Here is a 12,800-nt window from a genome sequence, read left to right as displayed (position 1 = left end):
GAGGAGGGGGAGCTGGCGGGCGCCATCCAGACCTTCACGGACCGCACCGAGTCGGCGAACAAGACCAAGGCGCTGGAGAGCGCGTACGGGGAGCTGCGCCGGCTGCAGGGGCGGCTGTTGCAGCGCACGCGTCAGCAGGCGCTGGGGCAGCTGGCGGGTGGAGCGGCGCACGCGCTCAACAACTTCCTCAACGTGCTGCGGCTGCGAATCACGCTGTTGCAGCGCGAGTACAAGCCCGAGCACCTGGACGCGCTCGACAAGACGGTGCAGCAGATTGGCGAGCTGGTGGCGCGGCTGCAGGAGTTCAACGTCCAGCGCACCGAGGAGCGGCCCGTCGACGTGAAGGTGGACCAGACGGTGCGCGAGTCGCTGGAGCTGGCGCGCGGCGAGCTGGAGCAGCGTGAGCACCCGGTGTACGTGGAGCTGGACCTGCACGACCCGGGGGCGGTGCGCGCGGACGCGGCCTTCTTCCGCGAGCTGGTGGTGAACCTGCTGCTGGCGGCCAGAGACAGGATGGAGGAGGGCGGGCACCTGAAGGTGACGACGCGGGAGGAGAGCCCCTCGTGGCTCACGTTGCGCATCCAGGACCAGGGCCCGTCGTATGCGTCGGAGGAGCTGTCGCACCTGTTCGACCCGCTCCGGAGGGACCCGGGCGCGCCGCAGCTGTCCTTGTACCTGGCGGTGGCGCGCGCGCAGGTGCAGCGCTGGGGCGGGGAGCTGACGGCGGAGAACGTCTCGTCGGGGAGCGGCGCGGCCTTCGTGGTGCGGCTGCCCCGGGTGCGCGCGCAGTCGCCCCGTGAGCCCACGCCGCCGCCGGAGAGCGTGACGCGGCCCCCGGTGTCGGCGCCCCGGCGCTTCCAGCAGACGCGGCGCGTGCTGGTGGTGGACGACGATTTGGACAACGCGCGGATGATGGCCGAGGTCCTGGGCGAGGAGGGCTACGAGGTGCAGGTGGCCCACGACCCCACCGTGGCGTTGGGCATGTGGGATCGGCGCCGCTATGACGCGGCCCTGCTGGACGCGGTGATGCCGGAGATGAGCGGCTGGGAGCTGGCGCGCGAGCTGCGCGAGAAGTCACCCCAGGCGCTGCTCGCCATCGTCACGGGCATGGACGTGCGCGGACAGAACCGGGCCAACCTGGCCCTGGTGGACGCGGTGTTCCGCAAGCCCATCGACGTGGGCGCGCTGGATGACTTCCTCGCGCAGACGGACGGTGGGGAGGATGAGGAGGACACGTCGTCGGACGAGGAGGCTCCCGCCAGTCCGGGGCCGGATTCACAGCACTAGCGTCCTGCTGTGACTGTTCCGCGGTGGAGCACCGACAGGGGCCGCCGTCGGCCCTCCACCGCGGCCTTCACCTCGCGCCGTCATGCGTCAAGCCAGGACGGGCATGGTGCCCGCAGGACCTTCTACCCACCATCCAACATCAGGGCATGTGAGTGTTTCCTGGTGGGTTGTTTGTCCATTCCGCCGGTGGACATTCCCTGGCGTCGCGGAGTGTTTGTCTGGCGTTGGGTTTGCGGGCGCGGTGCGGGGTGGTTCTTGAATCGGGCCCGGGCGTCTAGAGTCGCGGGCGTGAGCTTCTTGCTGGAAGTGGAGCGCATCCGCCGCAAGGTGGAGGCGGGTGAGGTCCTGAGTGACGCGGAGCTGGAGGTGCTGCGCGCGCGGGTGAGGGATGAGGACGGGCCGACGCCGCGCCTGGCGGTGGCGCATGCCCTCATCAACGCGGGCGCGGAGCGTGAGGCCCTGCCGCTCCTGGAGGCCCTGCGGCGGGACTTTCCCCAGCACGTCCCGGTGCAGTTGGGGCTCGCCCGGGCGCTCCTGGGGTTGGAGCGGCACGGAGACGCGGAGGCGCTGCTGCGACAGGTGCGCGCGCGGGAGCCGGACGACCCGGAGGTCCTCAAGGTGCTGGCCGTGCTGGCCCTGCGCAGGGGCGAGATGGACAAGGTCCAGGCCTACGTGAAGGACGCGCTGGCGAGGGATCCGTTCGACGCGGAGGCGCGGCTGTTGAAGGAGGAACTGGAGGCCGCGGACCTACCTCCGCCGCCGGTGCCCCAGGAGCAGGTGCTCCGGCCGGAGTTCACCGCCGCGCTGGCGGGGGCGCTCACCCGGGCGCGCGTGGCGTTCCGTCGACAGGGCAAGGACCTGCTGGTGAAGCTGGCCTCGGGCGGAGTGGGGCGCGTGGACCTGGGCTCGCTGTACGCGGCCTATCAGGAGGCGCCGGGCACGCAGGGGCTGGCGGCCTATGTCGAGGCGCTGGCGGCGCGGCTGGGCGGACTGGACTCGGGGCTCGGGGCGTCGGATGCGGCGTCGCTGGAGGCGAGGCTTCGGCCCGTGCTTCGGCCGGCGGACTTCGCGGCGAAGGCGGTGGGGGCGCTGCACCGTGAGGGGCCCGCGGGGCTCTCGGTCTTCTATGTGCTGGAGGACGCGGACTTCGTGCGCTACCTGCCGGAGTCGGCGCTGAAGGACTCGGGCCTGACGGTGGAGGCGGTGGACGCGGCGGCGTGGAGGAACCTGGAGCCCGCGCCCGTGAAGCCCGTCATCATCGACCGGGGCGAGGTGCGGCTGGCGGAGGGCTTCTCGGGCCTGTGGGCGGTGGCTGGCGGGGATGGGCTCGACGGCGCACGGATGCTCACGGCGGGGCAGCGACGGTTGCTCATGGAGCAGGTGGGCGAAGGCGCGCTGTACGTGTCCCTGGTGCGGCGCGAGATGACGCTCGTCGCCAGGGCCTCGGATGCTTCGGCCCGAGGTGTGCTCGCGGAGCTCTTGCCGACCTCCGAGGGAATCGCGGGGCTGTTCCTGCTGACCGAGGAAGGGCTCTCCGCTGCTCCTGGACTCGAGGAGGGGCGTTCATGAGTGCGCCCTCCCCGGAGTGGGTCTCCGCCCTGCGGACGATGCGGAGGCTGTTCGAGCATGAGCCCACGGACAAGAAGAGCCTTGGACCCTGGGAGGACGAGGCCATCGCCCTGATGAAGCGACTGCGCTCCGTCCAGGACTCCTTCGACCTGGAGGAGATTGTCTGGCACTACCTCATCGACGCGGACATCCGTGTGAAGGACGAAGGGTACGCGCGAGTTCAACGAAAAGGATTCGAGAGCTGGCTGAAGGACGCTGAGCGCGACCTGCCGCCAGAGTGACCCGAGCGCGAAGCCTCAAGGCTCGGAAGTCCGTCGTTCGGTGAATGGCGTGGGTGGGGCGAAGTGCCAGCCGCCTCACCCCGCGGTGGCGGACATCGGCAACCGCTCCACGAACAACACCTCGCGATAGCCCACGGTGACGAGCAGCGCGCGCAGCGCCCGCTCGGCGGAGTCACGCGCCCGCTGCTGCAGTCGCGTGTCCGCGCGCACCTCCCGCTCGAACGCGAGCCGCGCCTTCTCCAGCAACTGCGCCGTCTGATCGCTGTCCAGGTTGGAGTCGATGACCTCCGTCTCCCCCGGCCGCAGCGCCACCCGCACATCGATGGGCGGCATCACCACGTACACCTTCGTCCCCGCCACGTGCAGGTTCGACGGACCGAACCGCTGGAAGTCGAACCCCAGGTACGCATCCGCGAACACGATGGCGCGGCCGTGCGGATTCTGGATTGCGTGCCGCGCCCAGTTCATCACGTCCTTCCACAAGGCATCCGTCACCTGCGGCTCGGGCGTGAAGGACACCTTCTTGTAGAGCGCGACCTCCAGCGTCTCCAGCCGCGCCACCTCGCGCATCTGGCTCACCACGGACGCGGTGTCCGGCGGAGCGGGGATGCGGGGCCTGAGCAGCCAGCCGGCCCCCAGGGCTCCGGCCGCGATGCCCAGCAGGACGGCGAGGATTCGCGTGAGGTGCGTCATCATGGCCCCCGAGTTTATCCCCTTCCGCGCCGCCCGCGTCTGGGGCACGGTGCGCCCAGGTGGAGTCGGCACGCTGCTGGAAGGAGCACGTGTGGAGTTGTCGGTCCAGGAAGTGGAGGCGCTGGGCGCGCGGGGGTATTTCACGCGCCCGGCTTTCCTCGGGGATGCAGCAGCCCTCGCGGCGCGGGCAGAAGCGCTGGCGAGGGCGGAATCTGGAGTACTTCATGCCGCGGGCATCCGGAGAGGCGCGGACCGGACGCTCGACACCCGCGTGAGGGGAGACCTCATCGGCTGGGTGACGCCTGAGCCCGACACGGCGCTCGGCGCCCTCTGGCGACAGTTCGAACAGCTCGGCCAGGCGCTCTCGGCGGGCGCGTACCTGGGCCTGGGACGCTTCGACCTCCAGCTCGCCTGCTATCCCGGCGGCGGAGCGCACTACTCACGCCACTTCGACGCTTTCCCCGGCAAGTCCAACCGCAGGGCCACGGCCATCTGGTACGCCAACCCGGACTGGCACGCCGAGCACGGAGGCCTGCTCCGCCTGCACCCCGAGGGAGAGTCCCCCGTGGACGTGCCGCCGAGGCTCGACACCCTGGTCGTCTTCCTGAGCGAGCGCATCGAGCACGAGGTGCTGCCCACCCACGCCCACCGACTCGCGCTCACCGCCTGGTTCTACGGCCGCGACGCGGGGTGACTCACAAGGGCGGCGCGAGCAGCACGACGGAGTAGCCCACCGCCGTGCGTGTGCCCGGGTTCTCGTACGAGTGCTTCTGGTCCCCCCGGAAGACGACCACGTCCCCGGGCTTGAGCAGGAAGCGCTCGCCGCTGGCCACCAGCACCAGCTCGCCCGACTCACAGGCCAGGTACTCACGTGTGCCCGGCGTATGGGGCACGCCGGTGATTCGCACGCCCGAGGGCAGCTCCACCCGGTCGAACTCCATGCCCGGCAGCGGGTCCGGCAGCAGCTTGCGCAGCTGCCCCGCGCCCCGCACACGCGTCGTCAGGCTGTCACGCGGGTAGTGCCTCGCGCTGGCCCGAGGCTTCGCCACCAACTCCTCCAGGGACACCTGGAGCGCGGAGGCCACGCGGTGCAGCACGGACAGGGTGGGGTTGGACGTCCCCGATTCCAGATTCGCCCACGTGGCCCGGGGCACTCCCGCGAGCTTCGACAACTGGGCCTGCGTGGCGCCTCGCGTCTCGCGCAGCGTCCGGATGTTGCGGGCGAGCCGGCTCGGCAGGTCCTCTTCTTCCAGGGGCATGGGATGGCAATCTGCCAAAGGATTGGCGTGGACGCCATTTCATCAACGTCCCTTGGCTATCCCTCCCGGCAAGGAGGACATCCGAATGGACTTGAAGGGAAAGGCAGTCCTGGTGACGGGCGCGAGCCAGGGGCTGGGCAAGGCCCTGATGGGCCACTTCGCGCGTCGGGGCGCGCGGGTGGTGGGCGTGGCCCGGCACGCGCAACCGATGGAGGCCGTGGCCGAGTCCCTGCGCGCAGAGGGACTGGAGGCGCACGGGCTCGCCTATGACGTGGGCGACAAGGAGTCCATCTACCGGCTGGTGGGCGTGGCCGCGTCGCTGGTGGGGCCCGTGGACGTGCTGGTGCACAACGCGAGCACGCTGGGGCCCACGCCGCTGCCGCTGTTGCTCGACACCTCGTGCGAGGACCTGCAGCGCGTGCTCGAGGTCAACCTGGTGGGCCCCTTCCGGCTCTCCAAGGCGGTGGTGGGCAACATGGTGGTACGAGGGGGCGGGCTGGTGGTGACCATCACCTCCGACGCGGCGGTGGCGTCCTATCCGCGCTGGGGCGCCTACAGCGTGTCCAAGAGCGCGCTGGAGCACCTGGGCCGCATCTGGGCCGCGGAGCTGGAGGGCACGGGGGTGCACTTCCTCAACGTGGACCCAGGCGAGATGGACACACGCATGCACGCCGACGCGATACCGGACGCGGACCGCTCCACGCTCGCCCGCCCCGAGGACGTGGCCGCCCGAATCGTCACGCTCGTGGAGCGCCCGCTTCCACTCAGTGGCTCCCGCCTGGAGGCCGCGCGCCTGGAGGCCGCATGAAGCCCGCGCGCTGGCCTGGAGACCACCCGGAGGAAGGGCGGCTGTTGCACGTGGAGCCCCGAGCGCGCCGCTTCCAGGACGCTCACTTGAGGGAGCTGCCCTCGCTGCTGCGTGAGAAGGACCTGCTGGTGGTGAACGACGCGGCCACGTTCCCCGCGTCGCTGCAGGGGCGCACGGCGGCCGCGGAGCGCATCGAGCTGCGCCTGCTGTCGCACGAGCCGGACGGCACGTGGCTCGCCGTGCTCTTCGGCGCGGGGGACTGGCGCAAGCGCACCGAGGACCGCCCCTCGCCGCCCGTGCTCGAGGCCGGGACACGCTTCACCGTCGTGGGCCTGTCCGCGCGGGTGGTGGAGGTGCTGCCGCCCTCGCCGCGCCTGTTGCGCGTGGCCTTCGAGGACGACGGCGCCGAGCTCTGGTCCGCGCTCTACCAGGGCGGCCGCCCCGTGCAGTACGCGCACACCCTGGCGCCCCTGTCCCTGTGGCACGTGCAGACGGGCTATGGCGCCAGGCCCTGGGCCGTGGAGGCGCCCTCGGCGGGATTGCCCCTCACCTGGAACCTGCTGCTCGCCCTGCGCCGTCGCGGCGTGCGGCTCGCGTCACTCACCCACGCGGCGGGCCTGTCCTCCACCGGGGACGCGGTGCTGGACGCGGCGCTGCCCCGGCCCGAGCGCTCGGACATCCCCGCCGTCACCGTGGCCCAGGTGGAGGCCACGCGCGCGGAGGGAGGACGCGTCGTCGCGGTGGGCACCACGGTGGTGCGCGCGCTGGAGGGCAGGGCGGCGATGAATGGCGGAAGGCTCGTGGCGGGGGAGTCGGTCACAGACCTCCTCCTCGGGCCGGGCTTCGTGCCGCGCGTGGTGGACGGCTTGCTCACCGGCATGCACGAGCCGGGCACCAGCCACCACGCGCTGCTCCAGGCCTTCGCCCCACTGTCCCTGCTCGGAGACGTGGCCGCGCACGCGGAGGCGAAGGGCTACCTGGGACACGAGTTCGGGGACTCGTGCCTCATCCTGGACTCGTGAGGTCCCAGGCTCACTGGAGCTGCGAGGGCTCCAGCTCCACCTTCACCCAGCCGGGCTTGCGCAGGTCGAAGTTGCGGTAGGCGTCCAGCGCGCTGGCCATGGGCTCCACGTGCGAGAGGATGGCCGTGGGGTCCACCTCGCCGGTGCGCACCAGCTCCAGCAGCCGGGGGATGTACTTGCGGTGGTTGCAGTTGCCCATGCGCAGGGTGAGGTTCTTGTTCATCGCCGCGCCGATGGGGAACGTGCGCACCTGCTGCGGGTAGACGCCGATGATGGACAGCGTGCCCGCCTTGGCCAGGCCCTCCACCGCCCACTGGAGCACCTGCGCGGGCGCGTCGCCGGGCACCCAGTTGTCGCCGTCCGGGTTCGTCTTGGGCGCGGCCTCCTTCACCTCGCGCTTGTGCTCCGCCTTCTGCGCGTGGGCCTCCTTCGCCGCGGGGCCCGCGTGCGCGTGCACCGCGTCCACGCCCACCGCGTCGATGGCCCGGTCCACGCCGATGCCGTTCGTCAGGCGCAAGAGCGTCGCCACCGGCTCCTCTTCATCGAAGTGGATGACCTCCGCGCCTTGCGCTCGCGCCAGCTCCAGCCGGTCCTCGTGGCAGTCGATGGCGAAGACGCGGCCGGCGCCGAGGAGCTTCGCGCTGACGATGGCGAACAACCCCACCGGGCCGCAGCCGAACACCGCCACGGTGTCGCCCGGCTTGATTTCCGCCAGCTCCGCGCCGAAGTAGCCCGTGGGGAAGATGTCGGAGACGAGGATGGCCTGCTCGTCGGTGACGCCGTCCGGAATGCGCACCAGCCCCGCGTTGGCGAAGGGCACGCGCACCTTCTCCGCCTGCATGCCGTGGAAGGGGCCCGTCGGCGCGGGGCCTCCGAAGAAGGCCGTGCCCGCGGCGGCGCCGTTGGGGTTCGCGTCGTTGCACTGCGAATGGTAGCCCGCGCGGCAGTACACGCAGTTGCCGCAGGCGATGGTGGACGGGATGACCACGCGGTCGCCCACGTTGAAGTTGCGCACGTCGTCGCCGAGCGCCTCGATGTAGCCCACGCCCTCGTGGCCCAGGATGGTGCCCGGCTTCATCCCCGGCATCGTCCCGCGAATCATGTGCAGGTCCGTGCCACAGATGGCGCTCGCCGACAGCTTGACGATGGCGTCCGTGGGCTTCTCCAGCCGGGGCTCCTCCACGTCGTCGAGCCGGATGTCCCCAATCCCATGGAATACGATGGCCTTCATCGGACTGCTCCTTCCCCCGCCGGGGGCCCGTGTCTGGAAAGACGAAAGGGCCCGCCCGCGGACGGACCCACACGCCTTGCAGCGTGGGCATCCGTCCGGGTGGGGGCAAAGCGCGCACAGCCTCCTCTTCCGGCCAGCGGCCGGGGGGCCGTGCGTCAGCGCCCCGCGGTGTGGTGCACGTGGAAGGTGAGCTTGCGGCCGAAGACGCGGCGGAAGGGCGCCACCTCGCGCTCCGCGTTCCACAGCTCCAGGTCCACCGGCTGACGCGCGTGCAGGTGCAGCGCCACGCCGTCGCGCCCGTTGGTGGCGCGGAAGTCCTTGATGGGCTGGTGATGGCTGTGGTCCAGCGAGTTGGCCACGCGCAGCAGGGTGGCGAGCTTGCGCACGGTGCGGGCCTCGGTGGGTGTCAGTCCCGCCATGCCCGAGTGGGCCAGCTCCGGAGGGCTCCTGCGGTGGTAGCGCGCCACGCGGGCCACCAGTTCCCGCTCGCGGTCCGACAGGCCCGGGATGTCCGCGTGCCGGATGAGGTAGTACGTGTGCTTGTGGTGCCGCTCGTAGTTCACCGCGTGGCCGATGTCGTGCAGCAGCGCGGCCGTCTCCAGATACGGGCGCACCGACAGCGGCAGCTGGTGCAGGGCGGCCAGGTCGTCGAAGAGCCGCAGCGCCAGCCGCGTCACCTGCTTCGCGTGCTTCTCGTCGAAGAAGAAGCGCTGGCCCATGGCGATGGCCGCGTCCGACAGGCTGTGGTCGTCGGCCAGGTGGTGCGCCTCCTGGCGGTAGAGCAGGTCCACCAGGATGCCGTCGCGCAGGCCGCGGTTGACGACGCTGACGGACTCCACGCCCAGGTACTTCGCCACGCCCTCGAGGATGACGGCGCCGGAGACGATGATGTCCGCGCGCTTGGGGTCGAAGCGCTTCCTGCGCCGCTCCACCGGCATCTGCGCCAGCGTCTCCACCGTCTGCGTGAGCTGGCGCACGGTGGCGTTGCCGCTGTTCTCCGCCGCGGCGAAGGACACCACCGCGTTGATGGTGCCCGACGAGCCGAGCGCCACCCGGGGCAGGTGCGGCAGCTTGGGCGGCAGCGTCTTGCCCAGCACCTCCGACACGAAGCCGCGCATCAGCCGCAGCTGCTTCGTCGTCACCGTGCGCGACGCGTCGAACACCTCCGTGAGCCGCACCGAGCCCAGCCCCAGGCTCCACAGGTTGTCGGGCCGCTCGCCCACGGCGGTGGCCACCTCCGTGCTGCCCCCGCCGATGTCGATGAGCAGCGAGCGGGTGCCCGGCGGCTTGCGGTGCAGCACGCCCAGGCAGATGAGGCGCGCCTCCTCCTTGCCGCTGACGACCTCCAGGTTGAGGCCCGACTCCTCGCGCACGCGGCGGACGATGTCCGGGGCGTTGCGCGCCTCGCGCAGGGCGCTGGTGGCCACCGCGCGCACCTGCGCCTTGTGGCGGCGGCACAGGGCCGAGTACCGGCGCAGCGTGGACAAGAGCCGCTGGGCCGTGGCCTCCGGCATGGTGCCCGTGGCGAAGACGCCCTCACCGGGACGGATGGGGTCTCGCTCCTGGTGCAGCGTCTCGAGCGCCCCGTCGGCATCCGGCCGGGCGAGCTCCAAGCGGACGGCGTTCGTCCCCACGTCGATGGCGGCGAGTACGGGCTGGAGGGGGTGGCGTCTTGGCATGGTCGGGCGTCGGGGCAGTGTAGAGCCCCCGGACGCCCCGCGCAGCACGTCATCGACGGGAGCGGCCACCCGGTGGAGCGCTCCCCACGGCCCGTGTGACGTCCTCGTGACGCCCGGGGGCCTTCAGCGCTTGCGACGCCGGCCGATGAAGCTGGCGAAGCGCTCCGCGAAGCGCGCCACCGCCAGGCCCACGACGTCCAGCAGCCACCGCTGCAGCCCCGAGCGGCCGCACTGGTCGAGCAGCACGTGCCGGGACAGCGCCACGTGCTTCTCCAGCCACAGCGCCGCCTGCGCCGCCACGCCGGGCTCCTCGACCTCCACCAGCGTCTCCAGATTCACCAGCGAGAGCGGGTCCAGGTTGAAGCTGCCCACGAGCAGCGTCTGCCCATCCACCACCGCCGCCTTGGCGTGCAGCGTGGACGCGGTCCACTCGTGGATGCTCACGCCCGCGCGCAGGAAGGTGCCGTACAGCCGCATGGTGGCGGCCCTCGCGAAGATGACGTCGCTGCGGCCCGCGAGCAGCAGCGACACCCTCACGCCCCGGCGCGCCGCGCGCGTCAGCGCCCGCACGAAGGCCGCGTCGGGCAGGAAGTACGCGTGGGCGAGCAGCACCTCGTGCTTCGCGCCGTCGATGGCGGACAGGTAGCGCTTGCGCAGCCGGTGGCCTTGCGCGAAGCCGGACAGGAACAGGCGCACCTGGCCGGACGTCAGCGCCGCCGCGCCCGCGGTGAGCTTCTCGCCGAGCTGCCGGCAGATGTCGCCTCGCAGCTCCACCGCCAGGTCCGCCCACCCGGGCACGTCCCCCTTCGCCGCATACGCATCCCCGATGTTGATGCCACCCAGGAACGCCACCGTGTCGTCGACGAGCAATATCTTGCGGTGGTTGCGCCACGAGCGCCCCAGGCACAGCGACGTGAGCGGGTTGTACACCCGCACCTTCGCGCCCGCGGCCCGCAGCGTCTGGGTGAGGTACGTGCTGTTGCCGATGCTGCCCCAGCCGTCCACCACCACCTTCACCGACACGCCCCGCTTCGCCGCGGCGACGAGCGCGTCCACGAAGAGCGCGCCCACGCCCTCGCGCTCGAAGGTGTAGACCTCCAGGTGGATGCGGTGCCGGGCGAAGGAGATGGCCTCCAGCATCCGGGGGTACGCCTCCGTCCCGCCATCCAGCAGCGTGCACCGCTCATCCTCCCGCTGCGGAGCGAGCGCTCCGGGGACGAGGGCGGGGACATGCGATGGGAGGACGGCGGCTTCGGGACGCATCACCCGGCCACCCTACAACTCTCCCGGGCCCAAGGGGACGGGCCCCGGGTGGAGCCAGGGGACTTCACCCGTCGTGCTTGCGCGCTCCCTTGCCCTTCCCCTTGTGACGGCACTCGTCGCCGTCCCAGTACTGACTCGGGTGGCATTGCTTGCTGTTGCGCTTGGACTTCTTCGACCTGGACGGACGGTGGTCGTGGTGCACGTCCCGGTGGACGATGCAGCCGCCGAACATGCAGAGGGCGAGGAGGGGGGCGAGCAGACGCAGTGTCATGGTGTCGAGGGGGGAAAGCGGGGGGCCTGTGGTCCCGGACCCGGCGGGCGTCGAAGCGGCCACGTGAGACATCGACGGTGCGCGTCCACTTCTGTACCCTTCGCCCGTGCCTGCCGCGGAAAGAAGCGTGCGTCATCGCAAGATTGGCGCGTATCGAGTGCTCGGAGAGCTGGGCCGAGGTGGGATGGCCGTCGTGTATCGCGGCCTCCACGAGATGATTCAGCGCGAGGTGGCCATCAAGGAATTGCTGCCCGAGGGCAAGCGAGACCGCGAGACCCTGTCCCGCTTCCGTCGGGAGTCGCTCGCGCTGGCCGCCTTCCGTCACCAGAACATCGTCACGCTCTACGACCTGGTGGAGAAGAACGACAGCCTGTTCATGGTGATGGAGCTGGTGGACGGGCCCACCCTGCACACGCTCATCAAGGAGGGGCCGCTGCCTCCGGACGTCACGGGCGTCATCGCCGCGCGCATCGCCAGCGCGCTGGACCACGCGCACTTCCGGCACATCATCCACCGCGACCTGAAGCCCGCCAACGTCATGCTCACCAAGTCCGGTGACGTGAAGCTGATGGACTTCGGCATCGCCAAGGACGTGGGCCTGGAGGCCCTCACCCAGGCGGGCATGGCCGTGGGCACCCCGTCGTACATGTCCCCGGAGCAGGTGACGGGCGCGCCGCTGGATGGCCGCACCGACCTCTTCTCGCTGGGCGTGCTGCTCTACGAGGCCCTCTCCGGCGCCCGGCCCTTCCACGGCAAGACGGCGGGCGAGGTCTTCGCGCGCATCCGCGACGGCAAGTACACGCCGCTGAACAAGGTGGCCCCCAACGTGCCCACGCCCCTGGTGCGCATCATCCAGCGCGCCATGGAGGTGAAGCCCGAGGACCGCTTCCCGGACGCCGCCGCCATGCGCCGCGAGCTGGACGTGTTCCTCGCCCAGGAGGTCCAGGTGTCGCACGCGGGGCTGCTCGTCGCCTTCCTGCGCCACCGCCAGAAGCTCACCGAGACGGAGGCGCAGCAGCTCTTGCGGCCCCAGGAGCTGGACGCGGCGGCGGAGGTCTTCGACACCTCACGCACTCGCTCCGGCGGCAAGCTCAAGTGGGCGTTGGCCGCGCTGGCGCTGGCGTCCGCCGCGGGCACCGGGCTCTACTTCACCCAGGCGCAGTGGGCGCCGCTCGTCCAGCAGCTCACGCGCTGACGAGGACAGGAGGCAGTCATGGGACGCATCGTCACCTTCGTGCTGGGCTTTGGAGTCCTCGTCGCCGCCGCGTGGTACGTCCTGCAGCGGCCGGCCAGGACGGACCCCGAGGCCGCCGCCGCGCGGCGTCTGGAGAACGTGCACAAGGCCGCTGATCGCGTGGAGACGGACCTCAACAAGAAGGCCGACGCCATCTTCGACAAGGTGGAGTAGGCCCCAGGCGTCCGGAGGGACGGCGCCTC

14 protein-coding genes are annotated in these 12,800 nt (G+C 71.2%); 8 read left to right on the top strand and 6 right to left on the bottom strand.

The features are described 5' to 3' along the window. The 3 genes from FL311_RS12775 to FL311_RS12765 form a co-directional block, all read left to right on the top strand. The coding region (locus FL311_RS12775; protein WP_141325302.1) for a hybrid sensor histidine kinase/response regulator at window positions 1-1,287 on the top strand (1,287 nt) is incomplete at its 5' end. A 288-nt stretch (window positions 1,288-1,575) separates the two neighbouring features. Then, entirely contained in the window at window positions 1,576-2,856 is a 1,281-nt protein-coding gene (locus FL311_RS12770; RefSeq protein ID WP_141325301.1) for a tetratricopeptide repeat protein, read from the top strand. Then, entirely contained in the window at window positions 2,853-3,137 is a 285-nt protein-coding gene (locus tag FL311_RS12765; protein ID WP_141325300.1) for a hypothetical protein, read from the top strand. Before FL311_RS12770 ends, FL311_RS12765 begins: the two co-directional genes overlap by 4 nt. Window positions 3,138-3,212: 75 nt before the next feature. Here FL311_RS12765 and FL311_RS12760 read toward each other — a convergent pair whose 3' ends face one another. Continuing rightward, window positions 3,213-3,830, bottom strand: coding sequence for a DUF4230 domain-containing protein (locus tag FL311_RS12760; RefSeq protein ID WP_141325308.1), 618 nt, complete (start codon window positions 3,828-3,830; stop codon window positions 3,213-3,215). A gap of 1 nt (window position 3,831) precedes the next feature. Here FL311_RS12760 and FL311_RS12755 point away from each other — a divergent pair, with 1 nt between their 5' ends. Continuing rightward, window positions 3,832-4,524 (top strand): 2OG-Fe(II) oxygenase, encoded by a 693-nt coding sequence (locus FL311_RS12755; protein ID WP_228556839.1) that lies wholly within the window; start codon window positions 3,832-3,834, stop codon window positions 4,522-4,524. Window position 4,525: 1 nt separating this feature from the next. On the opposite strand, the gene FL311_RS12750 is transcribed toward FL311_RS12755, so the two are convergent. Then, complete coding sequence (locus tag FL311_RS12750; RefSeq protein WP_046718499.1) at window positions 4,526-5,083, bottom strand: helix-turn-helix domain-containing protein; 558 nt, start codon at window positions 5,081-5,083, stop codon at window positions 4,526-4,528. Between the two features lie 91 nt (window positions 5,084-5,174). Between FL311_RS12750 and FL311_RS12745 the strand changes: the two genes are divergently transcribed. Both FL311_RS12745 and FL311_RS12740 read left to right on the top strand, forming a co-directional pair. Continuing rightward, a complete protein-coding gene (locus FL311_RS12745) occupies window positions 5,175-5,897 on the top strand; it encodes an SDR family oxidoreductase (protein WP_141325299.1) in 723 nt (240 codons plus the stop codon). Continuing rightward, the gene (locus tag FL311_RS12740) at window positions 5,894-6,919 is read left to right on the top strand and encodes an S-adenosylmethionine:tRNA ribosyltransferase-isomerase (RefSeq protein ID WP_141325298.1); all 1,026 of its coding nucleotides are present in this window, start codon (window positions 5,894-5,896) and stop codon (window positions 6,917-6,919) included. Before FL311_RS12745 ends, FL311_RS12740 begins: the two co-directional genes overlap by 4 nt. Window positions 6,920-6,929: 10 nt before the next feature. Here FL311_RS12740 and FL311_RS12735 read toward each other — a convergent pair whose 3' ends face one another. The 4 genes from FL311_RS12735 to FL311_RS12720 all read right to left on the bottom strand — a co-directional run bounded on the left by FL311_RS12735 (window position 6,930) and on the right by FL311_RS12720 (window position 11,363). After that, complete coding sequence (locus tag FL311_RS12735; RefSeq protein ID WP_141325297.1) at window positions 6,930-8,150, bottom strand: zinc-dependent alcohol dehydrogenase; 1,221 nt, start codon at window positions 8,148-8,150, stop codon at window positions 6,930-6,932. A 155-nt stretch (window positions 8,151-8,305) separates the two neighbouring features. Beyond that, window positions 8,306-9,829 carry a Ppx/GppA phosphatase family protein gene (locus FL311_RS12730; RefSeq protein ID WP_141325296.1) on the bottom strand — a complete coding sequence of 508 codons (1,524 nt, stop codon included), beginning with the start codon at window positions 9,827-9,829 and terminating at the stop codon, window positions 8,306-8,308. A 123-nt stretch (window positions 9,830-9,952) separates the two neighbouring features. Continuing rightward, window positions 9,953-11,092 carry a phosphatidylserine/phosphatidylglycerophosphate/cardiolipin synthase family protein gene (locus FL311_RS12725; RefSeq protein WP_141325306.1) on the bottom strand — a complete coding sequence of 380 codons (1,140 nt, stop codon included), beginning with the start codon at window positions 11,090-11,092 and terminating at the stop codon, window positions 9,953-9,955. Window positions 11,093-11,156: 64 nt separating this feature from the next. Then, window positions 11,157-11,363, bottom strand: coding sequence for a hypothetical protein (locus FL311_RS12720; protein WP_141325295.1), 207 nt, complete (start codon window positions 11,361-11,363; stop codon window positions 11,157-11,159). Window positions 11,364-11,490: 127 nt separating this feature from the next. Between FL311_RS12720 and FL311_RS12715 the strand changes: the two genes are divergently transcribed. Together FL311_RS12715 and FL311_RS12710 are read left to right on the top strand one after the other, a co-directional pair. Further along, on the top strand, window positions 11,491-12,558 hold the full coding sequence (locus FL311_RS12715; protein WP_255510332.1) for a serine/threonine-protein kinase: 1,068 nt from the start codon (window positions 11,491-11,493) through the stop codon (window positions 12,556-12,558). 18 nt (window positions 12,559-12,576) lie between these two features. Further along, window positions 12,577-12,771, top strand: coding sequence for a hypothetical protein (locus FL311_RS12710; protein WP_141325293.1), 195 nt, complete (start codon window positions 12,577-12,579; stop codon window positions 12,769-12,771). Window positions 12,772-12,800: the final 29 nt, after the last annotated feature.

The sequence above is a fragment of the Myxococcus sp. AB025B genome, assembly GCF_006518215.1.
In the GTDB taxonomy this organism is placed as follows: Bacteria; Myxococcota; Myxococcia; order Myxococcales; family Myxococcaceae; genus Myxococcus; species Myxococcus fulvus.
This window is presented reverse-complemented; position numbering and strand designations above follow the sequence as displayed.

Excerpts from the sequence above, each read along its gene's own strand:
- FL311_RS12765 (WP_141325300.1), top strand. The coding sequence starts at position 2,853 with ATGAGTGCGCCCTCCCCGGAGTGGGTCTCCGCCCTGCGGACGATGCGG.
- FL311_RS12760 (WP_141325308.1), bottom strand. The coding sequence starts at position 3,830 with ATGACGCACCTCACGCGAATCCTCGCCGTCCTGCTGGGCATCGCGGCC.
- FL311_RS12755 (WP_228556839.1), top strand. The coding sequence starts at position 3,832 with ATGGCCCCCGAGTTTATCCCCTTCCGCGCCGCCCGCGTCTGGGGCACG.
- FL311_RS12745 (WP_141325299.1), top strand. The coding sequence starts at position 5,175 with ATGGACTTGAAGGGAAAGGCAGTCCTGGTGACGGGCGCGAGCCAGGGG.
- FL311_RS12740 (WP_141325298.1), top strand. The coding sequence starts at position 5,894 with ATGAAGCCCGCGCGCTGGCCTGGAGACCACCCGGAGGAAGGGCGGCTG.
- FL311_RS12735 (WP_141325297.1), bottom strand. The coding sequence starts at position 8,150 with ATGAAGGCCATCGTATTCCATGGGATTGGGGACATCCGGCTCGACGAC.
- FL311_RS12730 (WP_141325296.1), bottom strand. The coding sequence starts at position 9,829 with ATGCCAAGACGCCACCCCCTCCAGCCCGTACTCGCCGCCATCGACGTG.
- FL311_RS12725 (WP_141325306.1), bottom strand. The coding sequence starts at position 11,092 with ATGCGTCCCGAAGCCGCCGTCCTCCCATCGCATGTCCCCGCCCTCGTC.
- FL311_RS12720 (WP_141325295.1), bottom strand. The coding sequence starts at position 11,363 with ATGACACTGCGTCTGCTCGCCCCCCTCCTCGCCCTCTGCATGTTCGGC.
- FL311_RS12710 (WP_141325293.1), top strand. The coding sequence starts at position 12,577 with ATGGGACGCATCGTCACCTTCGTGCTGGGCTTTGGAGTCCTCGTCGCC.